Origin of the sequence: Bacillus cereus, assembly GCF_007678085.1 — a bacterium.
GTDB classification, from domain to species: Bacteria; Bacillota; Bacilli; order Bacillales; family Bacillaceae_G; genus Bacillus_A; species Bacillus_A cereus_BE.
In genome coordinates, this window is record NZ_VEDW01000002.1 from 18910 (window position 1) to 44948 (window position 26039).

The following is a 26039-nucleotide window of genomic DNA, read 5'->3' on the forward strand; positions in this document are numbered from 1 at the left end:
GGACTTGATTCATTCTTTTGGAGGGGGCAAATAGTTTGTATCGCTTATCTAAATTAGTGGATGAAATTATAGTGACTTATGGACGAATCATGCCAAAATAAAACAGTGCCCCATAAGGGCACTGTTTACTCTTTTCCATCTAATAAACGACCAAGTCCGCCTAAAACGCTGCCTTCACCGCTGCTTTGCGCTGCTGGGCTTGCCAGGCGTGCTGCTAAGCGGCTAAGTGTTAAGGACTGAATCCAAACTGTTCCAGGTCCTTCTAACGTTGCGAAGAATAAACCTTCGCCGCCAAATAGAGCTGTTTTTACTTTTCCAACGAACTCGACATCGTAGTTAACGTCTTTTGTCATGGCAACGAGACAACCTGTATCAATGCGGAGTTTTTCGCCAGGTTTTAACTCACGCTTATATACAGTTCCGCCTGCGTGCATGAAAGCAAGGCCATCACCTTCGAGCTTCTGCATGATGAAACCTTCACCACCGAAGAAACCAGTTCCGATTTTTTTCGTAAACTCAATTCCGATAGAAACGCCTTTTGCGGCACAAAGAAACGCGTCTTTTTGACAAACTACTTTCCCTTGATATTCTGTTAGATCGACAGGAACAATTTTACCAGGATAAGGAGCAGCGAATGATACGTGTCGCTTGCCGTGACCTGTATTTGTAAATACAGTCATAAACATGCTTTCACCTGTAACGAGACGTTTACCAGCGCCCATTAGTTTTCCAAATAAACCTCCAGATGTTCCGGAACCATCACCGAAAATCGTTTCCATTTCGATATGATCTTCCATCATCATCATTGCGCCAGCTTCTGCGATAACGCTTTCTTCTGGATCTAACTCAATTTCAACAAACTGCATATCATCGCCGTATAACTTATACTCGATTTCATGTGCTTGCATTCTCTTCACCTCATAAGTATGTAGTAATTATATTGTACAGAAATCACAAGAATTAGAACACTATAGTTTTGTTAATTTTTGAATAAAAATAGAATGAAAATTTAAGGTTATACTAGTATGATAAAAAATGATGAAATGAAAGTGTTCTCATTTGACGTTTTGGATATAGCGTGATATAGTGAAATCACTATTGAGCTACATAATGTGGTACGGAAATAAAGCACGTTGAATTAAAGGCTGTAAGCTTGTTATACATTCATGTCCTTTATATCCACCTTTTCATGTGGATTCATAGTTTCATTTTTATTTAGGAGGTACATGACATGCAAACAGGTAAAGTTAAATGGTTTAACAGCGAAAAAGGTTTCGGTTTCATCGAAGTTGAAGGTGGAGACGATGTATTCGTTCACTTCTCAGCTATCCAAGGTGACGGATTCAAAACTTTAGAAGAAGGTCAAGAAGTTTCTTTCGAAATCGTTGAAGGTAACCGTGGACCACAAGCTGCTAACGTTACAAAAAACTAATTAGCTAGCGATAAAAAGCATTCCGATTTTCGGAATGCTTTTTTTTATTCTTTGGAACTCGATTCATTTGAAGATAATTCGCCCTTAAACGTACGTTCTTCAAAGTCATCAAGCATTTGTTCATATTCTTCATGCTCTTCTGTAGCGAAAACTTGCGGATTTTTTCCATACATATCGGTACCGATAAAGTTTTCAAAATCCTCTACGTAGCCTACATTTTCTTCGCTATTTACGTACATGCCATTATAGTTTTTAGAATCTTGTCTTTCTAAATCGGACGGCGTTTCAGACGTTCCATAATTTGCGACATCTTGCCATGCGTCTTCCGCATCGTATTCAACAGAATGATCTTCATCATGTTTGTGGAAAGAAGGAGACAACACTTCTTCTTCAACTGGTCGTGTATTCATATTTAACTTACTTGTCGTGTGCTGTATGCATGTTGTAGCAGTCGGCATTGCTTCTAATCTTTCAAATGGTATTTCTTCGCCAGACACTTCGCAAATGCCGTACGTACCCGCTTCTATTTTTTGCAGAGCGTGTTTCGTATCCTCTAGCTGTTTATGCCAAAGTTCAATAAGCCCGAAGTCTTTTTCGCGTTCATATAACTCTGTTGCCATATCAGCTGGATGGTTATCGTAGCTAGATAATTCTCCAACAGAATCACGTTCAGATGCACGATCTTCATTTTCATGTGTTTGTATCGTTTGCTCTAGTTCTTGTTTTTGTTTTTCTAAAACAGATTTAAATTGATTTATTTGTTGTGGAGTTAACATAGTCGTCCACCTTCCTACAATTCAGTTTCTTTACATAGTATGAGCGTTGCGAGTAGGAATTATGAGCTGAAATTGGTATATGAAAAAGGAGCCGCGTCAGCAGCTCCTTTTTATAGGAAATATCCAAGTAATAATCCGATTCCCATCAAGAGACCGAAGATTGTATTTGTTTTTGCTGTGGCAATCATTGCAGGTACCATTTCCATTGGAATGCTTTTGCCGACAAAGCCTTTCGTCGCTTTAAATGCTTTTGGTGCACTTAAAAATACGATAAGCATCCATGGTGATACGATGCCCACGATAATTAAAGCAATTGTCCAAATGTAGGAAACGATGAACATAGAAGCAAGTACACCAACCGCTCGCTCACGTCCAACGAGAATTGCTAACGTTTTACGACCGTTTTCTTTATCGCCATCTAAGTCACGAATGTTATTAGCTAGTAGAATGGCACCAATTAAAATGGAGCTTGGAATAGATAGTAAAATGACTTCTGATGTTACAGTTCCAGTTTGAATAAAGAATGAAATTCCAATAATAATGACACCCATAAATAATCCGGCTGTTAACTCTCCAAATGGTGTATATGCAATTGGAAGTGGACCGCCTGTATAAAGGTAAGCAACAGCCATACAAACAAGACCGATTGCAGCAAGCCACCAACTAGAATTCATACAAATATAAACACCTAATAGTATTGCGATCCCAAAAAATCCAAATGCTAAGTTAAGCACTGTTTTTGGCTGAATGCCATCGCGAACGATAGCGCCGCCGATACCAACTGATCCTTCGTGATCGAGTCCTCTTTTATAATCAAAGTATTCATTAAACATGTTTGTTGCTGCTTGAATGAGAAGACAAGCAAGAAGCATCATAAGGAAAAGAGGGAGATGTATTTGATTTATGCCTCCGACCTGCATTGCATAGGCTGTTCCGATGAAAACAGGAACGAAAGCTGCTGTTAATGTATGGGGACGTAGTAAACTCCACCAAATGCGCCAGCCGGTTTGCTTACTTGGCTTTGGCGCCGTAGGAGAGGAATTCGTTTCGACGTTCATTTCCATGTTGAATCCTCCTTTGGTCACATATTGTACACAACTAAGTGTAGAAAAAGCATCATTTAGTGTCAACGTTTATTTTCTAGGAAGAGAAGGTGAATTTCTCAGAAATGCTAAACGTTGACAGGCCTTTCGTTTGAGGTGTAAATTAAAATCAAGCGTAATTATGACTATTTTTCGCCCATAGGGGGGAGACAATTGTGATTCAAACGAAACAAATAGGCTTGCAAGAAGTTCTTAGTGCAGCTATTAAGCGTGCAACTGATGAGAAAATATTGGTAAGCTTCGTAAAACAAATAGACTGGATGGATCCGCTTCTGTTTTATGCAGCAGGAAAAAGGATTGCATTCGAAAATAGATGTTATTTTGCAGACCCAGCTCAGCATGTAATATTTGCTGGAATTGGTTCTGTTTTCACTATAGCAACTGCTTCTCACAAACGCTTTCAAACGGCTCGTGACGAGTGGGATAAAGTAAAAGAGAAAGCATTTGTACAAAGAGAAAAATACGAATTTGGAACAGGTCCTGTTTTATTTGGTGGATTTTCATTTGACCAACAAAAAGAGAAAACGGACTTATGGAAAGAATTTGATGATACGACATTTTCACTACCAGCATTTTTATTAACTGTAAAAAATGAAAAAGCATGGTTAACAATGAATACATTCGTTTCAGCAACCGATTGTGCAGAAACTCTTTATAACGAAATTGTTTCTTTAGAAGAGAAAATTTTTGGGGAGAGTAAATGTGCACTAGAAGGATCGAAGTTAACAGTTACTTCTAAAGTAGAAGTGGATCCGAAAGGTTGGATGAAGGCCATTGAGAAAGTACAAGATGAAATGAAGCAGGGAAACGTGCAGAAGGTTGTATTAGCGAGGGAGCTAAAAGTAGAAATGGATTATTATATTGATTCTGCTCTTGTCTTAGAAGCACTTCGCATTGGGCAACCAGATTGTTACGTATTTTCTTTTGATTATAAAGGAGCATGCTTCTTAGGAGCGACGCCAGAGAGATTAATTCGCAAAGAAGATGAGAAGTTTACTTCGATGTGTCTTGCTGGTTCAACTGGTCATGGTCAATCTATAGAAGAAAGTAAACGAAATAGTAATGCGCTTCTTCATGATGAAAAGAATTTAGCTGAACACGGTTATGTTGTGAACATGATTCGTGGAGTACTAAATGAGCACTGCGAATCCGTTAATATTCCGGAAAGTCCGGGCTTATTAACAACGAAAAACTTAATTCATTTATATACGCCTGTAGAGGCAAAAGGCGATGCGAGTCTTTTAACAATGGTAGAAGAATTACATCCAACACCAGCTCTTGGCGGGACACCTCGTTTGGAAGCGATGAAACTGATTCGTGATGTTGAATTGTTAGACAGAGGATTATATGGTGCACCGATTGGCTGGATAGATGATGAAGGAAATGGTGAGTTTGCGGTTGCGCTTCGCTGCGGATTATTAAATGGCGAGAAAGCATCCTTATTTGCCGGTTGCGGGATTGTAATTGATTCAGTACCGCAACTTGAATATGAAGAAACAAGCTTGAAGTTTAGACCGATGCTTGGTGCTTTGGAGGAATTAATGAAATGAACAATCATATAGAAGCATTATCATATTATTTAGGCGCGTTCGTGGATGAACTGACGCGTCTAAATGTATGTGATGTTGTCATTAGTCCAGGCTCACGGTCAACGCCGATTGCTTTACTAATGGAACAACATGAAGGAATGAACACATATTTACATGTAGATGAAAGATCAGCAGGATTTTTTGCGCTCGGTATCGCAAAAGCGAAGAAACGACCGGTTGCATTATTATGTACATCCGGAACGGCAGCAGCGAACTACTATCCAGCTGTATGTGAAGCTTTTCATTCACGTGTGCCGCTTATCGTCTTAACGGCAGATAGACCGCATGAATTAAGAGACGTCGGTGCACCACAAGCGATGAATCAAATTAATTTATACGGTACATTTGTGAAGCAATTTACAGAGATGGCACTTCCAGAAGCGAGTGAAGCGATGTATCATTACGCTCGCATGACGACGCAGCGCACGATAGCAAGCGCACTTTTAGCGCCACAAGGACCTGTTCATCTTAATTTTCCAGTTCGCGAACCGCTTATCCCGGATTTCTCATTAGAAAGTTTATGGGATAAAGGACGCGGGGAATATACAGGAGTAGTTCAGCAAGGGAACGTGACGATGCCGAGTGAATATGTAGATTCTCTTGTAGGGCGCCTTTCACATATGGAAAAGGGGCTTATTATTTGTGGAGATGATAGCCATCCAGAAATCGCAGCGTTTGCAGTACAACTAGCTGAAAAAACGGGATATCCAATATTAGCGGATCCACTTTCTAACATTCGTAGCGGACACCACGATAAAACGATGGTGATCGACTGTTACGATACATTTTTACGAAATGAGCTGTTAAAGGAAACATGGAAGCCAGAAGTTATGATTCGTTTTGGTGGTATGCCTGTTTCGAAAGCATTAACGCAGTTCATTAAAAAACAGACGAAAGCTATTCATATCGTTGTTGACGAATCTGGACAATGGAGAGATCCAGCTCTCGTTGCAACAGAAGTTGTACAGGCAAGTGATATTGCATTTTGCAGTGCACTAATAGAAAAAATGCCAGTTATGAAAAAGAATGATTGGTCCCGAATGTGGCAACATATAAACGAAAAAACGAAGGAAACGCTTCGTGAAATGGAAACATATGATACTGCATTTGAAGGGAAAGTTATTACGGATATTGTCCGTGTACTACCAGAAGGGGCAACATTATTTGCGAGTAATAGTATGCCAATTCGTGATACAGATTCATTCTTCTTCACATCGGATAAAAATATTCAAGTGATGGCAAACCGCGGTGTAAATGGGATTGATGGTATAATTTCCACTGCTTTAGGAGCAAGCATTATTTGCGATCCGCTCGTATTAGTAATTGGTGATTTATCATTTTATCACGATTTAAACGGGTTATTAGCCGCAAAATTACACGAATTAAATATAACGATTGTCGTTGTAAATAATGATGGTGGCGGTATTTTCTCATTCTTACCACAATATGAGAAAAAGGAACACTTCGAATCGTTATTTGGAACACCGATTGGGCTTGATTATGAGCATGTTGTCAAAATGTATGGCGGTTCATTTAGTCGTGTAAATGGTTGGGAGCAATTCCGAGAAGAGGTACAAAAAGGAACAAGGGCGGAAGGTTTACACGTTGTAGAAATTTGTACGAACCGTGATGAAAACTTAACATTGCATCGTAAATTATGGGCAAAAACGCAGGACGTAATTACTGCATCGTTGCAAGGTGAATCAAAATGAACGTAACACTGCAAGGTGTATCGTATGAATATGAAGTAGTCGGAAGCGGGGAACCACTTCTACTTCTTCATGGTTTTACGGGAAGCATGGAAACGTGGCGTTCTTTCGTTCCTTCTTGGAGCGAGCAATTTCAAGTCATTTTAGTAGACATTGTTGGGCACGGAAAAACAGAAAGCCCTGAAGATGTGACGCATTATGATATTCGAAATGTAGCATTGCAAATGAAAGAACTACTAGATTATCTTCATATTGAAAAAGCGCACATACTCGGCTATTCAATGGGCGGTAGACTGGCAATTACGATGGCATGTCTATATCCAGAATATGTACATTCTCTTTTATTAGAAAATTGTACAGCTGGGCTTGAAAGGAAAGATGAGCGGGAAGAACGCTGTGAAAAAGATGAGCGACTTGCTCACAAAATTGAGCGAGAAGGCATCGAAAGTTTTGTAACAATGTGGGAAAATATTCCGCTATTTGAAAGGCAAAAAAGTTTAGAACAAAACGTACAAGAAGCAGTGCGAAAAGAAAGACTTGCTAACAATCCAAAAGGGCTCGCAAATAGCTTGCGCGGCATGGGAACAGGGGCTCAGCCTTCTTGGTGGAATGAGCTGCAAAACTTAAAAATGCCTGTTCTTTTAATGAACGGGGAGCATGATGAAAAGTTCTTTCGCATATTAAAAAACATCGAAAAATGCGTCTCTGACGCGAAATTTGTCAAAATTGATGGTGCTGGCCATGCAATTCATGTGGAACAACCGGAAAAGTTTGATACAATAGTAAAGGGATTTCTAAAAACTATGCAGTGATGCTTTTTTCAGTTAAGAATGAAGTTACACTTATAGAGGAGATCAGAAATATACAAGGAGGTAGTTGTAATGGCTATTGAATGGGTAAAAGAAGGCAATTACGAAGATATTATTTATTCAACATACAATGGTATCGCAAAGATTTCGATTAACCGCCCTGAAGTACATAACGCATTCCGTCCTAAAACGGTAATGGAGTTAATCGACGCTTTTGCACATGCTCGTGATGATGCAAATGTTGGCGTTATCATTTTAACAGGTGAAGGTGGACGTGCATTCTGTTCTGGCGGCGACCAAAAAGTTCGCGGTCATGGTGGATATGTAGGTGACGACCAAATCCCTCGTTTAAATGTATTAGATTTACAACGTCTAATTCGCGCAATTCCTAAACCAGTTATCGCAATGGTAGCAGGTTATGCAATCGGTGGTGGACACGTACTTCATATCGTATGTGACTTAACAATCGCTGCAGACAACGCTGTATTCGGACAAACAGGTCCTAAAGTAGGAAGCTTTGACGGTGGATACGGAGCTGGTTACCTAGCTCGTATGGTAGGCCACAAGAAAGCTCGCGAAATTTGGTACCTATGCCGTCAATACAGTGCTGGGGAAGCGCTTGATATGGGCTTAGTAAACACAGTAGTACCATTAGAAGAGCTTGAAGCAGAAACAGTACAATGGGCACAAGAAATCTTAGCAAACAGCCCAATGGCACTTCGTTTCCTAAAAGCTGCATTCAACGCAGACACAGATGGTCTAGCTGGTATTCAACAACTAGCTGGAGATGCAACGTTATTGTACTACACAACTGACGAAGCAAAAGAAGGTCGTGACGCGTTCAAAGAAAAACGCAGTCCGGACTTCGGTCAATTCCCTCGTTTCCCTTGATCAAAAGCGAAAGTAGCTCGTTCAGAATGTGAGGGGGATGGAGCTTCTGACGTAGAGGCGCTTTTTGCCTCGTAGGAAGAAGTGAAGCCACCGAACATTCTAGCTACTGTAGCTGGATGTTTTAAAAGCGGAGCCGACTGCTTAGCCACGCTGGCTAAGGTTCTTTCGCACAGAAAGTGTTGTTTACTTTCTCGTGCGGAAGGTTCTTAGACGGAAGGGGCTAGGAGGCGCAGCTAGATGTGACCAAAAGCGTAAGCGGCTCATTTAGAACAAGAGGGCGTTGAAACTCCTGACGTAGAGGCGCCTTTGGCCTCGTAGGAAGGCGTGAAACGACCGACTGTTCTAGCCGCTATAGCTAGATGAGATTAACCGGAAACAAAACAACTAAGAGACTTGATTTCATATCAAGTCTCTTTCTTTCATGAAAGGAGAATGTATGATGAAAACTATGCCAAATTGGTTAAAGCAACGTGCATTTTTAACACCAGACCGCACTGCAATTGAAATAGAGGAAGAGAAAGTTACTTTCGTGCAGCTGCATGAAAAAGTAGTATCTGTTTGTGAACACCTCACGCATGTAGGAGTGAAGCATGGGCAAAAGGTGGCTGTTCTGATGAAAAATGGTATGGAGATGATTACAGTTATTCACGCCCTATCTTACGTAGGTGCAGTAGCTGTACTTTTAAATACGCGTCTTTCAAGAGAAGAGCTACTTTGGCAAATGGATGATGCTGAAGTTATTTGTTTAGTGACGGATCAAGATTTTGAGGCTAAAAATGTTCCTGTATATTCATTCGCCAAAGTGATGAATGGACCGAAGGCGGAAGCCTCTATACAAGAAGAATTCTCTTTAGAAGAAGCGATGACAATTATTTATACGTCTGGGACGACTGGGAAACCGAAAGGCGTTATTTTAACATACGGCAATCACTGGGCAAGCGCGGTTGGCTCTTCGCTTAATTTAGGGATTCGTGATGATGATTGCTGGTTAGCTTGTATGCCGATGTTCCACGTTGGCGGGTTATCTCTTTTAATGAAAAATATTATGTATGGCATGCGCATTTTACTCGTTCCGAAATATGATGCTAATTTTATTCATAAAGCACTTCAAACGAGAGGTGTTACGATCATTTCTGTCGTATCAAAAATGTTAACAGATCTATTAGAGAGACTAGGAGAAGAGACATATCCATCTTCTTTAAGATGCATGTTACTTGGCGGAGGACCAGCACCGAAACCGTTACTCGAAACATGTGTAGAAAAAGGAATTCCTGTATATCAAACGTACGGTATGACAGAAACGTCTTCGCAAATTTGTACGTTATCCGCAGATTATATGTTAACGAAAGTCGGATCTGCCGGGAAACCGCTATTTCAGTGCCAACTTCGTATTGAAAAAGATGGTGTAGTAGTGCCGCCGTTAGCAGAAGGCGAGATCGTAGTAAAAGGACCAAACGTAACAGGAGGTTATTTTAACCGTGAAGATGCGACGCGCGAAACCATTCAAAACGGATGGCTTCATACTGGTGACCTCGGTTATTTAGACGAAGAAGGATTTTTATACGTATTAGATCGCCGCAGTGATTTAATTATTTCTGGCGGAGAGAATATATATCCGGCCCAAATTGAAGAAGTGTTGCTTTCTCATCCAGCGGTAGCGGAAGCAGGTGTTGTCGGTATGACTGACGATAAATGGGGACAAGTACCCGCTGCTTTTGTTGTAAAAAGCGGAGAGGTAACAGAAGAAGAAATTCTTCATTTTTGCGAGGAGAAATTAGCGAAATATAAAGTGCCGAAAAAAGCGTGTTTCTTAGAGGAATTACCACGAAATGCTTCAAAAAAATTGTTAAGAAGAGAGTTAAGACAATTAGTGGAGGAGATGTAAGTGGAAATTAAAAAAGCGACACTGCATATAACGGAAATGCCACTCGTAATCCCGTTTGCTGCAAGCTACGGAACTTACGAAAAGCGTGAGAGCATCGTTATTGAATTAGAAGATACGGATGGACACATTGGATTTGGCGAAGTCGTTGCCTTCTCTGAACCGTGGTATACGGAAGAAACAGTGAAGACAGCGCTACATGTACTTCAAGATTTTTTATTACCTGATTTATTAAAGGCGGAGATTTCTCATCCGAATGAAGTACCTGTTTTGTTCCAACATATAAAGAGAAACAGAATGGCAAAGGCCGGAATTGAAGGAGCTGTTTGGAATTTATATGCGAAGCGTGAACAGAAATCGCTAGCGACATTGCTTGGAGGAACGAAGTCTGAAATTGAGGTCGGCGTTGTAATCGGGATCAATACAATTCCGGTTATGTTAAAACAAATTGAAAAGTACGCGGAAGAAGGATACGAGCGCTTTAAAGTGAAAATAAAGCCAGAGCATGACTACGAATTATTGAAAGAGATTCGTAAAGAGTTTCCGCATATCCCGTTAATGGCTGATGCAAATTCAGCGTATACATTAGCGGATACAGAGAAATTGAAACGACTAGATGAATTTCAATTGATGATGATTGAACAACCGTTAGCGGATTACGATTTTCTTGATCATGCACAGCTGCAAAAGAAAATGGAAACACCAATTTGTTTAGACGAAAGCATCCATAGTTTAGAAGACGCGCGCGTTGCGAATACGCTTGGCAGTTGCCGCATCGTTAATATTAAACCAGGGCGAGTGGGCGGATTAACAGAATCGATTCAAATCCATAATTATTGTATGGAGCACAACATACCTGTTTGGTGTGGTGGTATGGTAGAGATGGGGATTTCACGAGCGCAAAATGTTGCACTTGCTTCGTTGCCGAATTTTACGATTCCAGGTGATATATCTGCCTCTAGTAGGCACTGGGAGAAGGATATTATTTCGCCGGAAGTGATGCTTGAGGGCGGAAAAGTGATTGTACCACAAAGCATTGAAGCTGAGTATGAAGTAGATCGCGGAAGGCTGGCGGAAATTACGAAGCAGCGAATTATTTTGGAGCGGTAGGTTGAGTCTTTCAAATAGGGGGCGAATTTCGTCGTTAATTGTCGGTAAGTCGATATTCCTTGTCGAAACGTCGATATATTAAAAAAATCGTCGATATAATTTCATTTACTAAGGTTACTCCCGCGAGTAACCTTTTCGTATTGTACAAATTGGATAGACTAGTTTACAATCGAGCGTATAAAGGGGGAGTAAAATGAAGCGCATTTCAATTTTAATAGCGGATGATGAGGCAGAAATTGCCGATTTAATTGAGATACATTTAGAAAAAGAAGGCTACCACGTTGTGAAAGCAGCTGATGGAGAAGAGGCAATTCATATTATTGAAACGCAGCCAATCGATCTAGTGGTTTTAGATATTATGATGCCGAAAATAGATGGCTATGAAGTGACGCGCCAAATTCGTGCGAAGCATCATATGCCAATCATTTTCTTAAGTGCGAAAACGTCTGATTTTGATAAGGTGACAGGTTTAGTATTAGGCGCAGATGATTATATGACGAAACCTTTTACACCGATTGAATTAGTCGCGCGTGTAAATGCACAATTACGCCGATTTCTTACGTTAAATCATCCGAAAATAGCGGAGAATAAATCTGCTTTAGAGGTAGGCGGAGTCGTTATCGATCCTGAGCGAAGAACAGTAAATGTGTACGGAGAACAAGTTGAATTAACACCGAAAGAGTTTGATATTTTATATTTATTAGCGAGCCATCCGAAGAAAGTGTACAATGTGGAAAATATTTTTCAGCAAGTATGGGCCGATGATTATTTTGAAGGCGGAAATACAGTTATGGTACATATCCGTACATTGCGGAAAAAACTTGGGGAAGATAAAAGAAAGAATAAGTTAATAAAAACAGTGTGGGGAGTAGGTTATACTTTCAATGGCTAAAAAGATGAAAAGTTTTCGCTCGAAGATGGTTATGCTATTTGCTTTAAGTATGGTATTAGCTGGTGGCGTAACATATATCATTTATGAAGGATTACGGATCTATTATAAATTAGTCGTTCGTTTTGAGGATCCATTAGCCCAAGTTCGGTCAATGGTAAGACAAATCGGGGATATTAATTTCTTTTTAATTATTTTTATTCCTCTGTCCATTATGTTTTTCTTCTTTCTTACTAGGCCTTATGTAAAATATTTTGATGAGATTTCAAACGGAATTCACCATTTGGCGAACGGGGATTTTACAAATGAAGTTCGCGTTTCATCAAATGATGAGTTTGGATATATTGCAAGCGAAATTAATGTAGCGAGTGAAAAGTTAAAGGAAGCAGTGGAACGGGGAGACTTTGCGGAAAGTAGTAAAGAACAGCTCATTGTTAACTTAGCTCACGATTTGAGAACGCCGTTAACGTCCGTTTTAGGTTATTTAGATTTAATTCTTAAAGATGAGAATTTGACGAAGGAACAAATTAAACACTTTTCCACAATTGCTTTTACGAAATCTGAAAGGCTGGAAAGTTTAATTGATGAATTATTTGAAATCACAAGAATGAATTATGGGATGCTGAAGCTGGAAAAAAGACCAATTGATATAGGTGAACTGCTTATTCAGTTAGACGAAGAATTACATCCGTTATTAGAAAAGAAGGAATTAGAAGCGAGATTGAATATGACGCCGCAATTACCTATTAACGGTGACGGGAAATTATTAGCGAGGGTATTTGAAAATCTTTTAACGAATGCGATTCGCTACGGGTATGATGGAAAGTTTGTTGATGTGAACGGATATATTGAAGGTGAAGAGGTAGTCGTACAAATTATTAATTACGGAGACAGCATTCCGGAAGAAGATTTACCGTATCTTTTTGATATGTTTTATACAGGTGATAAGGCAAGATCAGAGCAACAAGGTGGTACAGGCCTTGGGCTATTTATTGCGAAAAATATTGTTGAGCAGCATGACGGGACGATTTCTGCTGAAAGTAATGTGATTAGAACGATATTTGAAGTAAGGTTGCCAAAAGAAGAGAGCGAAGCAATTTAATAAAAATTTAAACTTTACCCCACTTTTTATTTTAATAGTTTTTTCTATTCTATACGTAAGTTACGTTAAGGAGGAACTAGAGATGAAAAAGTGGGTATTTATTTCTCTTTTTATACTATGTACAGTCTGCGTAGGCTTTTATATATCACCATTATTTCAAAAAGAGATCGATGTTAAAGTTGCAGAAAAAGATAATAAGGTAAGAGCTGCGAATACTGAAAATATAGAGATTACAAAAGAACAAGTTTATAAAGGGAATCTATTATTAGTTAATAAAGATTACCCCGTTAAAAAAAATAGTATTAGATCCGATATTATAAATGTAAATCATAATAGTGAATTAGTAAGAGGTTACGTCATATTTGATAGAAATCTTCGCTTATCAAAGGATGTTGTGAGCAAGTTTTTGAACGTTGTCGATGCAGCTGGAAAAGATGGCGTGCAGCATTTCTTAATGAATAGCGGATATCGAGATTTTAAAGAGCAAGAAAAGTTATATGAAAAAATGGGCTCTGACTATGCACTTCCAGCAGGATACAGTGAACATAATTTAGGATTATCACTTGACGTTGGATCTACGCAAAAGAAAATGGAGAAAGCGCCTGAAGGAAAGTGGATTGAAGAGAATGTATGGAAGCACGGCTTTGTTTTACGCTATCCGAAAAATAAAAGCGATATTACAGGCATTCAATATGAGCCGTGGCATATACGTTATGTCGGCTTACCTCATAGTGCGATTATGCAAAAAAAGAAAATTACACTAGAGGAATACTTAGACTTCTTAAAAGAGAAAAAAGAAATCACAACGGATGTGGAAGGTAAGAAATATACGGTTTCTTATTATAAAGTGTCCGGGAACATGAAAGTGAGTGTTCCCGTAAATAAGCAGTATGAAATTTCGGGGAATAATATGGATGGGGTTATTGTGACGGTTCAGGAATAGGAAAAGTTTATTCTGATTCATTATCTTCTACGTGTGATAATGGTTCATCTTGCAAACTAAATGAGAAACGAGACTACACTGCTTCTGTAGCATACTCAAAAACTATTGCATCAGGAACTGTTTACTATCCAGGAGGATCGTTTACAATTAACCCAAATTAAGTATTAATTGTGCTATAATGAGTGGAAAAATGAGGGGAGATGATTTAATTGATAATTAACATTAACCCTATAGGGATCGTCATTTTTATTATTGCGTTAATCGCTGCATATTTTGCTATAAGAAATATTTTTAGGTTTATAACTAGAAAAAAAGTCCAGTAGATTACTGGACTTTTTTTAGTTATACTCTATTCCTTTTAAATCTATATTTTATTTTTACATTCGTAATATAAATTAGTGAAAGAAGCAATGTACAACTAAACATTATAACGTTATATTTACTTCTCCCTTTTTTTGTGTTACGCTAAACGTGTGAAAGAGATATAAAATGAAACTTTAATGTAAGCGTATTCTTATGGCTTCTTATAGAAAAGGGTGGAAATACAATGACAGAACGATTCGTACTACGTAATGTGAAACGTGTGAACGGGGAAGAGATTGACATTGTAATTGAAAATAATAAAATCGCACAGGTGACGAAAGCTGGTGCTGGTGAGGGTGGAAAGGTTCTTGATTACTCTGGTACTTACGTATCGAGTGGCTGGATTGATTTACACGTTCACGCTTTTCCGGAGTTTGATCCGTATGGCGATGAGGTGGATGAAATTGGCGTTAAGCAAGGGGTAACGACAATTGTTGATGCGGGTAGCTGCGGAGCTGATCGTATTGCAGATTTAGTAAAAAGTAGAGAGCAGGCAAAAACGAATTTATTTGCCTTTTTAAATATTTCTCGCATCGGTTTGAAACGAATTGATGAATTATCCAATATGGAATGGATAGATAAAGAGAAAGTAATAGAAGCAGTAGAAAAGTATAAAGATGTAATCGTTGGGTTAAAGGCGAGAATGAGTAAAAGTGTCGTTTGTGATAGTGGAATTGAACCGCTTCATGTTGCACGCTCGTTATCTCGTGAAACATCATTACCGATTATGGTACATATCGGTTCAGCCCCTCCTCGCATTGAGGAAGTTGTACCTCTTTTAGAAAAAGATGATGTGATTACGCATTACTTAAACGGGAAAGAAAATAATTTATTTGATGAAGAAGGCAAACCGCTACCTGTGTTACTAGATGCAGTGAAGCGTGGTGTTCATTTAGATGTTGGTCATGGTAATGCTAGTTTTTCTTTTAAAGTAGCAGAAGCGGCGAAGCGTCACGGTATTGCCTTTAATACAATTAGTACAGATATTTACCGAAAGAATCGTATACACGGTCCAGTATATAGTATGGCTCACGTTCTTTCGAAATTCCTTTACTTAGGGTATCCGCTAGAAGAAGTAATTAATGCGGTTACGAAAAATGCGGCAGAGTGGCTGAAAAAGCCAGAGCTTGGCCGTATTCAAGAAGGCGATATTGCAAACTTAACTTTATTTACGGTGAAAGATGAGAAGATTACGTTAATTGATTCAGAAGGGGATCAGCGCATTGCTGAAAGAAGAATTGATACGAAAGGGGTTGTAATCAATGGGTCAGTCATTGAATGCTAAGTACGGATTAAAAAGAGTGATTAATGCGAGCGGTAGAATGAGTATTTTAGGTGTATCCGCACCTACAGATACAGTTATGGATGCGATGAAACATGGTGGACAAAATTATGTAGAAATTGCTGATTTAGTAGATAAAGCGGGAGACCATATTGCGAGAATTCTAGATTCAGAGGCAGCGGTTGTTGTAAATTCAGCATCGAGCGGAATTGCACTTTCTATCGCTGGTATCGTTACAGAAGGAAATCGCCGTAAAAGTGAAAGACTTCATCAAGAAGTAATCGCGAAAAACGAAGTGATTATGTTAAAAGGTCATAACGTTCAATACGGTGCTCCTGTTGAAACGATGATTTATTTAGGCGGAGGAAAACTCGTAGAAGTTGGCTACGCAAATGAAGGGAAAGCAGAGCATATTGAAGATGCGATTGGTGAAAATACAGCAGCGATTCTTTATGTGAAATCTCATCATGCCGTGCAAAAAAATATGATTTCTGTTGAAGAAGCATGGGAAGTTGCGCAGCGAAATAACGTACCACTGATCGTCGATGCAGCAGCTGAAGAAGATATTCAAAAATATGTGAAGTATTCAGACCTTGCTATTTATAGCGGTTCAAAGGCAATTGAAGGACCAACTTCTGGTATCGTCGGCGGTAAACGAAAATATATTGAGTGGCTGAAAGTGCAATTACATTGCATCGGAAGAAGTATGAAAGTGGGGAAAGAAACAACTTTTGGTTTACTTCAAGCACTTGATGAGTACGGAGTAAAAGAAGATAAGAGTGAGCAAGAAAAAGAGTTGTTACAAGTACTTATGCCGCTAAAAGAATTAAACGGTGTAAATGTAACAATCGTTCAAGATGAAGCGGGAAGAGCGATCTTTAGAGCACGTATTCATATTAACGAGAACGATTTAAATAAATCAGCAAAAGACGTTGTAACAGCATTACGAGAAGGAGAAATCGCAATTTATACACGTGATTACGGCGTAAGACAAGGATTCTTTGATATCGATCCACGTCCACTTCAAGGTGATGACATACATGTAATTGAAGAAAAAATGAGAGAAATTGTAGGGGGAAACTAAAATGACAAACATTCAAAAACGTTTTTATAAAGGCCGCGTAGCATTAAATGTATTAGCGAACAATATCGAAAACGCGAAAGATATTTTTGAAGCAGCAGAAGGTTATGTAGTAGTGGGTGTTTTATCAAAGGATTATCCAACTGTAGAAGAAGCAGTTACAGCGATGAAAGCATACGGAAAAGAAATTGATGATGCTGTATCAATCGGACTAGGAGCAGGAGATAATCGCCAAGCAGCAGTTGTAGCTGAAATTGCGAAGCATTATCCTGGTAGCCATATTAATCAAGTGTTCCCTTCGGTTGGAGCGACACGTGCAAATCTTGGCGGAAAAGATAGCTGGATTAATAGTTTAGTATCGCCAACAGAAAAAGTAGGGTACGTAAATATTTCTACTGGTCCAATTAGTGCAGCTGGGGAAGAAAAAGCAATCGTTCCAATTAAAACAGCAATCGCACTTGTACGTGATATGGGTGGAAATTCATTGAAATACTTCCCAATGAAAGGTTTAGCTCATGAAGAAGAATATCGCGCAGTTGCGAAAGCTTGTGCGGAAGAAGGATTTGCATTAGAGCCAACAGGCGGAATTGATAAAGAAAACTTCGAAACTATTGTACGTATTGCGCTTGAAGCAAATGTAGAGCAAGTGATCCCGCACGTATACTCTTCTATTATTGATAAGGAAACTGGTAATACGAAAGTAGAAGATGTTCGTGAATTATTAGCAGTCGTGAAGAAGTTAGTTGATCAAAATGCGTAAGAAAATTGCAGCATTTGGCGAAGTAATGATGCGCCTGCAAGTACCAGGATATGAATTGTTATCGCAAGCTAACACATTAAATTACTCATTTTCTGGTACAGGTGTGAACGTGGCAGCAGCACTTTCTCATCTCGGGCATGAAGGGCTTCTTATTTCAACTTTACCGGAAAATTCGGTTGGGGATGCGGCATTATCTTACATTCAAAAGTTAGGTGTGCAAACCTCACTTGTTTCAAGAGGTGGTAAATATGTCGGCATGTACTTTTTGGAAAAAGGATTTGGGGCACGTGCAAGCCGCGTTACATATTCAAATCGATTAGAAAGTAGTTTCAATACGGCATGTGAAGAAATGTATCAATTTGAAGAAATCGCAAAGGAAATTGATATCGTTCATTTTTGCGGGATTACACTTGCGATGAATGATACTGTGCGCCATCATATGAAATCTTTAGCGAAAGCAGTGAAAGAAAACGGAGGCACTGTCGTTTTTGATTGCAACTATCGTCCATCTCTTTGGGGAGAAGACGGATATGAGCAGGCGAAACCGCATTATGAAGAAATGCTGGCTCTTGCTGATATCGTTATGATGAACGAAAAAGATGCGATGTTTGTTCTTGGAATGAAAACAGAAAAGACAGAGCGAGAGGCGCAACTTGTTGATCTTATTCCAAAGGTTGCTGAAACATATCATATCGCTACAATTGCTGGTACACATCGCTCTATTAATAGCGATAATACACACTCGCTTCGCGGGTTTATATGTAAAGATGGTGCGTTCACTTTTGCAAAAACACTTACGTTTTCTGTATATGATAGAATAGGTGCTGGAGATGCTTATACGAGCGGGATTATTCATGGCGAGATAGAAGAGTTTGCACCAGAGAAAGCTGTTTCATTTGCGTCAGCAGCTGGAATGCTTGCACATACGATCGTCGGTGATACGCCAATGTCATCAGAGAAGGATATACTTCGTGCAATGACGGCATCAGTAGGTGATGTAGAAAGGTAGTGGGTGTAACGGTGAACGTAACGAGAAAAAAAGGACCATTATATTTACAAATAAAAAATATTATTCGTGATCGAATATTGCATGGTGTATATGCGATTCATACGAATATTCCTTCCGAACCGCAGTTAGAAGAAGAGTTCAAAGTGAGTAAAATTACAGTGCGTAATGCGATTAAAGAGCTCGCTCAAGAAGGGTATTTGGAAAAGAAAAGTGGTAAAGGAACGAAAGTCATCCGTAATACTTCTGCAACAAAATTGTCAAAAGGTAAGAAATTTACAGAAGTATTAGTGGAAGAAGGATATAAAGTACAGAAGAAATTGCTAAAAGCAGAAGTCGTTCATAATGAAGAAGGAACAGTGCCATTTCGATTATTCGGTAAAGAGAGTTTTCGCATTGAACGTTTATATACGTTAAATGATGCACCGTACATTCATTATACGCACTATTTCTCAGCTAAAATGGCAAGTACAGATTTATCGGACTTTGACTTGCAATCGCTTTACGATTTAGTGGAAGACCGAGGTATACATTTAGAAAACTTCAGAGATGAATTCGCTGTTGGACTTGCGCCTAGTTTCGTTGCAGAAGCGTTAGGTGAAAAAGAGGGGACAGCGCTATTAAAACGTATGCGCTATTCTTACGATGAAGTTGGCGAAGTAATTGAATATAGCGAAGGCTACTACAATACAGAAATGCAGCATTATGTAGTGAATTATGACGTATAAAAAAGAGGGTATTTGCCCTCTTTTTTTATAAAGTGAAACATTAATTAGATTCATCCCGCACCAATTAGGTGTTTACTGTCCACAAATACGGGGTAAAAGTAAGGGGAATGAGATATGGATATATACTTATTAATCGTCACGTTACTTGCAATCGCAATTGTCATTTTAGGGGTATCATGGTGGAAATGGCATGCATTTATTAGTTTAACAGTTGCTAGTTTATTTTTAGCCATTATGTCTGGACTGAATTTAACGAAAATAGTGACTGCCTATGAAACTGGTGTTGGTAGTGTACTAGGGCATTTAGTTGGTATTTTAGCTCTCGGAACAATTTTAGGAAAAATGATGTCCGATTCAGGGGCCGGCATGCAAGTGGCAGACTTCTTTATTCGATTTTTCGGTGTGAAGAAACTACCTTGGGCTATGTTATTTGCAGGATTTGTTATAGGGATTCCAGTATTTTTTGAAGTGGGGATCGTCATTTTATTACCACTTGTTATTTCCATTCGAAAAACGACGAAGCAAAATATATTATTAATTGCGTTACCTGTTATTGCTGGATTATCTATTGTTCACGGGCTCGTGCCACCACATCCAGGGGCGATGACAGCAATCGGTATTTATAACGCGAACTTAGGAAAGGTACTTTTATATTCATTAATTATCGCGTTACCAACAGCCATTATCGCAGGACCGGTATTTGCCAAGTGGGTACATAAGAGAGTTATACCTGAAAATGAACCAGAGCTCGTTCGAGTTACGACTGTATCAACTGATTTACCGAGTCGTAAAGTTTCATTCTTTATTATATTACTACCAGTCGTTTTAATGATTTTATCAGTAGTTGCACCATATATTTCATTACCGAAAAAGTTGACTGAATTTTTCGTGTTTATAGGGAGTCCGGTAATTGCTTTACTTATTTCATGTTTCGCAGCATTCTATTTACTTGGAATTAGACAAGGAATTAATAAAAAGGTCATTAAAAAATTAACGGATGAAAGTTTACTACCGGTCGGTTCCATTATTTTAATTATTGGTGCAGGCGGTGGATTTAAACAAATACTAATTGAAAGCGGCGTTGGAACGGCGATTGCACAAATGGCAGAACATATATCGTTGTCACCAATTGTGTTAGCTTTCATGGTAGCTGGATTAATTCGAATTGCAACAGGTTCAGCGACAGTAGCATTAACGACAGCAGCAGGAATTGTTTCACCAGTTATTCAGCACATGTCAGGTGTAAATTTAGAATTGCTCGTTATAGCAACAGGTGCGGGATCATTAATGTTTTCTCACGTAAATGATGCAGGGTTCTGGCTTGTAAAAGAGTATTTAGGATTAACGGTGAAGGAAACGTTTAAGACGTGGACGGTGCTGGAGACATTGTTATCATTTATTGCATTTGGCTTTGCACTTTTATTGAATATGTTTATTTAAGAAGATACCTTAATTGGTATCTTTTTTTGATGAAGCCCATTTCTGAAAACAAGCCCGTTTTTAGATAAGCCAAGCTTCCTATTCGCCCTGAAAACATACTATAAATGGAATCCCCTCATTTAGAGCAAGGTGAACTTGTTATGAATGATACTAAAGGAGGAATAGAGTAATGAGCGAAAAGTGTGAACACAGACATGATGATTGTAACCGCAGACATGGGTGCGGCGGCGGTTTTGCGCTTCTAATCGTATTGTTTATTTTATTAATCATCATCGGTGCTAGCTGCTTCGGCGGTGGCGGTTCTTGTGGTTATGGTGGTTACGGCGGTTATGCTGGCGGCTATGGTGGATATTGCTGCTAATTATTAAAAACTATTGAAAATAGCCTTGTGCATATTGCACAAGGCTATTTTATTCATACTTTAATATGCTGTGATAATTTATTAATGTACAGAGAACGGATTAAGAAGAAGAAAATGATCTCGATAATCCCGAATAAAGTGAGTACGATACATGTCTCTTTCAGTAATGAGAAAGAAAACATGCTTTGTAAGAATTTAATGGCAAATATCGTATGGATACCAGCGACAATATAAGGAACGAAAAATAAAATTCCTAGTTGAATTGTTGCAGAACGAAACATTTCTGATTCTGTTAAGCCAAGTTTTGTAATCGTAATATACTTTTGTCTTTCAGTTGTTAAGTCGTTATACATACGGAAATATAAAACGCTAGCCGCACCGATAAAGAAGATAAAACCAAGAAATGCCCAAATAAAGAATTGAGCAACTGCATTTCCTTTACCGTAAATGAGTTCATCCGTAGCTGTATATATGAAGAAAGGAACTTGAGCGTTCTCTTCTGTATGCTTTTCGTAGAACTTACGTGCATCACCACTAATAACACGTAACATATTTTTTGTTGGAACAATTGCATTTTCCCAGTTTTCTACGAAGTAGTTATAGATTACGGTTGTTTCAATATGAGGAATCATATTATCAAATACATAATCTTGTACGACAGCTAAATGTGGGAATGCAAAGGATGGTTCTATTCCTTTATTAATAAACCCTTTAATATGAAATTCTTTTTTATTAGATCCAAGTGTAATCGTATTATGCTTTGCAAATGGATTAGATACGAGATTGAGAAGTTCTGGTGAGTGGCGAGAAATAATATACACTTGTGTAGAATCAAATGTTATTTCCGGTCTTTTCAATTGCTTAGCAATTGCGTTATAATCACTCATCTTCATAAGCATAATGTCTTCTTTGGAAGCTGTATCTTTTACTACTGTAAACTTATATTTTCTGTACTGAAAATTACTATTTGTAAGCTCAGTTTCAATTGTAGTAATATGCTTTTGTTCAAGGGAATTGTCACCTTCTGATGTATAAGTGAAGGGGACGGGATATCGTTCTAGTACCGATGCTGTTGTATTGTTATTAGCAGCAAATAACCCAATAATAATTGTAAAAGCAAGTGCAGATAGCATAGAAACGATAAAGAGTACATTAATATTACTACGGGTACGAGAAACTAAATCTGAAACCCATAACATATTTATTTGTTTCAAATAAAACTTTCTTCGTTTCTTTAAAATATAGATGAAAAGAAGAAATGTTTGTGAAAAGAAAAAATATGTCCCGACTACTACGAGTGGCAAAATAGATAACATAATAAAGACGACAGATCCATTTTGTACATTTTTTTCTGTTACGTAGCCTTTTGGGTAACCGGCGATATAATAGCATAGCCCTAAACAAATTAAAGCGAATAAAGAGATGAGTATAGATGGCTTTTTTTCAGCTTTCATTTTTTTGTTACCTTTAATGAGCTTCGCTGTTTTACGAGTACGAATAAACATCGGTGTAAATGTAGAAACGATTAAAAATAAAATGATAAACGTTACGGTTGTAACGATAATCGCTTCGGTTGGCCAATATAAATAGAGGCCTTTCGCACCTGTTAATTTCGAAGTGACTAATAAGAAGAAGTTAGAAAATACAAGGCCACCTTGAATACCGATAAAGATAGACAGTATCCCAATTATCATGTTTTCAGTAAATAACAGTCTTTTTAATTGTCTTTGTGAGATACCAAGAATAGTGAGTATCCCGAATTGTTGCTTTCGTACATTTAAAAATGATCCAACTGAATATAAGAGAAAGAAGAACGAGAACAAAACAATAATAAACTGTGCAGTACTAGCCGAATTCATAAGAGGATCTCGTTCTTGAAAACCTTGTACACTTTGTAAACGTGGATGGAACGCATATACGGTAAATGAAAAGAAAACCATGATAGAAAATGCGCTACTTACAAAATAAGCGAAATATGCTTTCGAATTACGCGAGACATTTTTAAATGCAAATTGCCAAAATGTCATCCACGTCTTCCTCCTAATAATGCTAAAACATCTAATATTTCTTGATAAAATTTTTCGCGATATAATCCGCGGTGAAGTTCGTTGTAAAGCTCGCCATCTTTAATGAAAATGACGCGGTTACAATAACTTGCTGCGAACGGATCGTGCGTAACCATTAAAATTGTTGCATCTTCTTCTTTATTTAATTTCGTAAATAACTCCATTACATCGATTGCTGCTTTGGAATCTAAGTTTCCCGTTGGTTCATCGGCAAGTAGAAGTGAAGGATGATGAATAACAGCACGTGCTACTGCGGTACGCTGTGCTTGTCCTCCAGAAACTTCAAAAATACGTTTGTCCAAAATGTGATCAATTCCAAGCTTTTTTGAAATATTATCAAGCTTTTCATCCATTTCTTTTAATGGAACATTATCTAATGTTAAAGGTAGTACGATATTTTCACCGATTGTTAGTGTATCTAGTAAGTTAAAGTTTTGGAAAACAAATCCTAACTCTTGGCGGCGGAAAATAGCTAACTTCTCTCTACGAAATGTGTGCGGTTTTTTTCCGTTAATCACGACATCACCAGAAGTAGGGGAATCAATTGTAGAGATAACGTTTAAAAATGTAGATTTACCGCTACCAGATGGCCCCATGATAGCAACAAATTCACCTTTATCTACATGTAAATTTATATTTTTCAAAGCAGTATGAGGGACTTTTCCTTCATACACTTTTGAGACGTTTTTTATGTGTAAAACTTCTTCCATAGTAATCACCTTTCTATCTTTTAAAACTTAATGTGTTGTGATAATTTTTGCATATAAAAGGAACGAATTAAAAGGAAAAATAAAATTTCAACTGTTCCAAAAATCATTAGTACGACTGTAATCTCAGCGAAGAACGAGAGATGTAATACTTCTTGCAACATCTTTGTCGCAAACATCGTATGGATCGATGCCATAATGTATGGAACAAAGAACAGAATCGCAAGTTGAATGGTAGCAGATCGTTTCATTTCGGCTTCTGTTAAACCAATTTTTGTAATCGTTACATACTTTTCTTGTTCATTTGTTAAATCTGTATACATTCTGAAATAAAGAACACTGCCAGCACCAATAAAGAAAATAACACCTAAGAAAGTACCAATTAAGAAGAACGAAGCGACGTTTAGTTTTGTTGTGTATAGAGAATCGCTCGCTTCACTTGCATGGAATGGTGGGTGCTCAGCCTTAATCGCTTCATTATCATTATCAATTTTTGTTATAAATTCCGAACCGATGTTATGTGCTTTTTCCCAATCGTTAACTTTAAAGTTATATACACTCATCTGTTTTGAAACCGATGATAATGCCTCTACATTTTCATCAGATAATACGAGTAATGTTGAGATTAAGCTGTTTGGGAAAGGATTATAATTTTTATATTCTTTTACTTGTAGCTGTAGGCTGTTTTGAGTAAGTGTAAGAATATCTTTCCTGTCTGTATCATAAATTGTGCCAATGAATTGATCGTCTATATCCTTCATAAGGATATAAGATTCATTATTTTTTACGTTGAGATGTTCCCAGTTTAACGCCTTAGCAAGTATATTGTAATCACTTTGTTTAATTGCATAATAGAGCTTTGGGTTCTCTTCTGCCGAAGATACTTCATATATATCCGTTTTAAGTTTTTTATAAGTAAAGTGCTCTTCATTAAATTTTTGTTCCAACCAATTTAAATGTTCATCAGCTAACGCATTTTCAGTATGTGATAAATACGTAAAAGGGAAAGGGTTTTGTCTTATTGCATCAAACTTTGTAAATTTCCCAAAACCGTATAAGAATGTAATCATAGTAAAAGCGAGTGTTGATAGCATCGCTACAATAAAGAGCATGTTAATGTTTGTCCGAATGCGCGCTGCTAAATCAGAAATCCAAAGCATATTCGTACGCTTCATATAAAATGTTCTTCGCGTTTTTAATATACGAATGAGTAAAAAACTAATTTGTGAAAAGAAAAAATATGTTCCAGCTGCAACAAGTGAAGGAATAACAAATATGCTAGAGACGGCATATAGGATTCCAATCATATCACCTAGGGACATAAAATATAACGGATTTGCCGCTAATACGTATCCAGTTATTAAACATGTCGCACCAAATAGAGAGATAAGCACGGATGCTTTTCTTTCTTTTTGTTTTGTTCCTTCTTTTAAAAGACGTACAGCCTTTCTCGTCCGAATGAGCATCGGTGTAAAAGATGAGACGAGAATGAAGAGTCCAAGAAAGATGAGCATAGTTAAAATAATGGCACCCGTTGGCCAATATAAATATAAACCAGGTACATGTGTAATTTTTGCGGTAACTAATAAAAAGAACTGTGAAAAGACAAGTCCAAGTTGAATACCGAAAAATATGGATAGAACACCAATTAGCATGTTTTCTAGAAATACGAGTCTCTTTAATTGCTTTTGAGATATGCCAAGTACTGTTAAAATCCCAAATTGCTTTTTTCGTACTTTTAAGAAAGTACCGATTGAATATAGTAAAAAGAAAAACGAAAAGAATACAATGACAACTTCTGAAATTGTCATTAATATGTTCAGAGCAACATTCACGTCTGTCATATGCAATTTAGGATGAAATAAATAAACTGCAAATGAGAAAAAAATTGCGATGGAAAACGCACTGCTTACAAAATAGGCGAAATAAGCTCTGGCGTTCCGGGTCACGTTTTTAAATGCAAACTGCCAAAATGTCATTCACCTAACCTCCTAGTAGGGGGAAGATGAA

The 26039-nt window shown here is 38.1% G+C and carries 23 protein-coding genes; 17 read left to right on the top strand and 6 right to left on the bottom strand.

Annotation, left to right across the window (positions count from 1 at the left end; translation table 11 throughout):
• Positions 1-125 precede the first annotated feature (125 nt).
• Complete coding sequence (locus FS742_RS09130) at positions 126-908, bottom strand: TIGR00266 family protein (RefSeq protein ID WP_144612098.1); 783 nt, start codon at positions 906-908, stop codon at positions 126-128.
• A 323-nt stretch (positions 909-1231) separates the two neighbouring features.
• Between FS742_RS09130 and cspD the strand changes: the two genes are divergently transcribed.
• On the top strand, positions 1232-1432 hold the full coding sequence (gene cspD, locus FS742_RS09135; protein WP_001193054.1) for a cold-shock protein CspD: 201 nt from the start codon (positions 1232-1234) through the stop codon (positions 1430-1432).
• A 44-nt stretch (positions 1433-1476) separates the two neighbouring features.
• On the opposite strand, the gene FS742_RS09140 is transcribed toward cspD, so the two are convergent.
• Together FS742_RS09140 and FS742_RS09145 are read right to left on the bottom strand one after the other, a co-directional pair.
• Positions 1477-2208: a yteA family sporulation protein gene (locus FS742_RS09140; RefSeq protein ID WP_000957370.1), complete on the bottom strand. Its 732-nt coding sequence runs from the start codon at positions 2206-2208 to the stop codon at positions 1477-1479.
• A 110-nt stretch (positions 2209-2318) separates the two neighbouring features.
• Positions 2319-3272: a 1,4-dihydroxy-2-naphthoate polyprenyltransferase gene (locus FS742_RS09145; protein ID WP_144612099.1), complete on the bottom strand. Its 954-nt coding sequence runs from the start codon at positions 3270-3272 to the stop codon at positions 2319-2321.
• A 194-nt stretch (positions 3273-3466) separates the two neighbouring features.
• Between FS742_RS09145 and FS742_RS09150 the strand changes: the two genes are divergently transcribed.
• From FS742_RS09150 to FS742_RS09225, 16 genes are all read left to right on the top strand, one after another.
• Entirely contained in the window at positions 3467-4861 is a 1395-nt protein-coding gene (locus tag FS742_RS09150) for an isochorismate synthase (protein ID WP_144612100.1), read from the top strand.
• Complete coding sequence (gene menD, locus FS742_RS09155) at positions 4858-6612, top strand: 2-succinyl-5-enolpyruvyl-6-hydroxy-3-cyclohexene-1-carboxylic-acid synthase (RefSeq protein WP_144612101.1); 1755 nt, start codon at positions 4858-4860, stop codon at positions 6610-6612. Before FS742_RS09150 ends, menD begins: the two co-directional genes overlap by 4 nt.
• Positions 6609-7421, top strand: coding sequence for a 2-succinyl-6-hydroxy-2,4-cyclohexadiene-1-carboxylate synthase (menH, locus tag FS742_RS09160; protein ID WP_144612102.1), 813 nt, complete (start codon positions 6609-6611; stop codon positions 7419-7421). Before menD ends, menH begins: the two co-directional genes overlap by 4 nt.
• A gap of 69 nt (positions 7422-7490) precedes the next feature.
• The gene (gene menB, locus FS742_RS09165) at positions 7491-8309 is read left to right on the top strand and encodes a 1,4-dihydroxy-2-naphthoyl-CoA synthase (RefSeq protein WP_099684960.1); all 819 of its coding nucleotides are present in this window, start codon (positions 7491-7493) and stop codon (positions 8307-8309) included.
• A 439-nt stretch (positions 8310-8748) separates the two neighbouring features.
• The gene (locus tag FS742_RS09170) at positions 8749-10194 is read left to right on the top strand and encodes an o-succinylbenzoate--CoA ligase (protein ID WP_144612901.1); all 1446 of its coding nucleotides are present in this window, start codon (positions 8749-8751) and stop codon (positions 10192-10194) included.
• Entirely contained in the window at positions 10195-11301 is a 1107-nt protein-coding gene (menC, locus tag FS742_RS09175; protein WP_144612103.1) for an o-succinylbenzoate synthase, read from the top strand.
• Positions 11302-11494: 193 nt separating this feature from the next.
• Complete coding sequence (locus FS742_RS09180) at positions 11495-12193, top strand: response regulator transcription factor (RefSeq protein WP_071757554.1); 699 nt, start codon at positions 11495-11497, stop codon at positions 12191-12193.
• Positions 12186-13292 carry a sensor histidine kinase gene (locus tag FS742_RS09185; RefSeq protein WP_144612104.1) on the top strand — a complete coding sequence of 369 codons (1107 nt, stop codon included), beginning with the start codon at positions 12186-12188 and terminating at the stop codon, positions 13290-13292. The genes FS742_RS09180 and FS742_RS09185 overlap by 8 nt, the downstream gene beginning before the upstream one ends.
• 82 nt (positions 13293-13374) lie before the next feature.
• Positions 13375-14235, top strand: coding sequence for a M15 family metallopeptidase (locus FS742_RS09190; protein WP_144612105.1), 861 nt, complete (start codon positions 13375-13377; stop codon positions 14233-14235).
• 547 nt (positions 14236-14782) lie between these two features.
• Entirely contained in the window at positions 14783-15883 is a 1101-nt protein-coding gene (locus FS742_RS09195) for an amidohydrolase/deacetylase family metallohydrolase (RefSeq protein WP_144612106.1), read from the top strand.
• The gene (locus tag FS742_RS09200; protein WP_144612107.1) at positions 15861-16964 is read left to right on the top strand and encodes a DgaE family pyridoxal phosphate-dependent ammonia lyase; all 1104 of its coding nucleotides are present in this window, start codon (positions 15861-15863) and stop codon (positions 16962-16964) included. Before FS742_RS09195 ends, FS742_RS09200 begins: the two co-directional genes overlap by 23 nt.
• A gap of 1 nt (position 16965) precedes the next feature.
• Positions 16966-17721 carry a 2-dehydro-3-deoxy-phosphogluconate aldolase gene (gene dagF, locus FS742_RS09205; RefSeq protein ID WP_144612108.1) on the top strand — a complete coding sequence of 252 codons (756 nt, stop codon included), beginning with the start codon at positions 16966-16968 and terminating at the stop codon, positions 17719-17721.
• Positions 17714-18730, top strand: coding sequence for a sugar kinase (locus tag FS742_RS09210; protein WP_144612109.1), 1017 nt, complete (start codon positions 17714-17716; stop codon positions 18728-18730). The genes dagF and FS742_RS09210 overlap by 8 nt, the downstream gene beginning before the upstream one ends.
• Complete coding sequence (locus FS742_RS09215) at positions 18730-19455, top strand: GntR family transcriptional regulator (RefSeq protein ID WP_131260223.1); 726 nt, start codon at positions 18730-18732, stop codon at positions 19453-19455. Before FS742_RS09210 ends, FS742_RS09215 begins: the two co-directional genes overlap by 1 nt.
• A gap of 114 nt (positions 19456-19569) precedes the next feature.
• The gene (gene gntP, locus FS742_RS09220; RefSeq protein WP_144612110.1) at positions 19570-20895 is read left to right on the top strand and encodes a gluconate permease GntP; all 1326 of its coding nucleotides are present in this window, start codon (positions 19570-19572) and stop codon (positions 20893-20895) included.
• A gap of 169 nt (positions 20896-21064) precedes the next feature.
• Complete coding sequence (locus FS742_RS09225) at positions 21065-21256, top strand: YjcZ family sporulation protein (RefSeq protein ID WP_001290399.1); 192 nt, start codon at positions 21065-21067, stop codon at positions 21254-21256.
• Positions 21257-21309: 53 nt separating this feature from the next.
• Here FS742_RS09225 and FS742_RS09230 read toward each other — a convergent pair whose 3' ends face one another.
• The 3 genes from FS742_RS09230 to FS742_RS09240 are packed head-to-tail and all read right to left on the bottom strand — an operon-like array spanning position 21310 to position 26008.
• Positions 21310-23283, bottom strand: a complete 1974-nt coding sequence (locus FS742_RS09230) for an FtsX-like permease family protein (RefSeq protein ID WP_144612111.1) — start codon at positions 23281-23283, stop codon at positions 21310-21312.
• Positions 23280-24032 (bottom strand): ABC transporter ATP-binding protein, encoded by a 753-nt coding sequence (locus tag FS742_RS09235; RefSeq protein ID WP_000393250.1) that lies wholly within the window; start codon positions 24030-24032, stop codon positions 23280-23282. Before FS742_RS09235 ends, FS742_RS09230 begins: the two co-directional genes overlap by 4 nt.
• 20 nt (positions 24033-24052) lie before the next feature.
• On the bottom strand, positions 24053-26008 hold the full coding sequence (locus FS742_RS09240; RefSeq protein WP_144612112.1) for an ABC transporter permease: 1956 nt from the start codon (positions 26006-26008) through the stop codon (positions 24053-24055).
• Positions 26009-26039 lie beyond the last annotated feature (31 nt).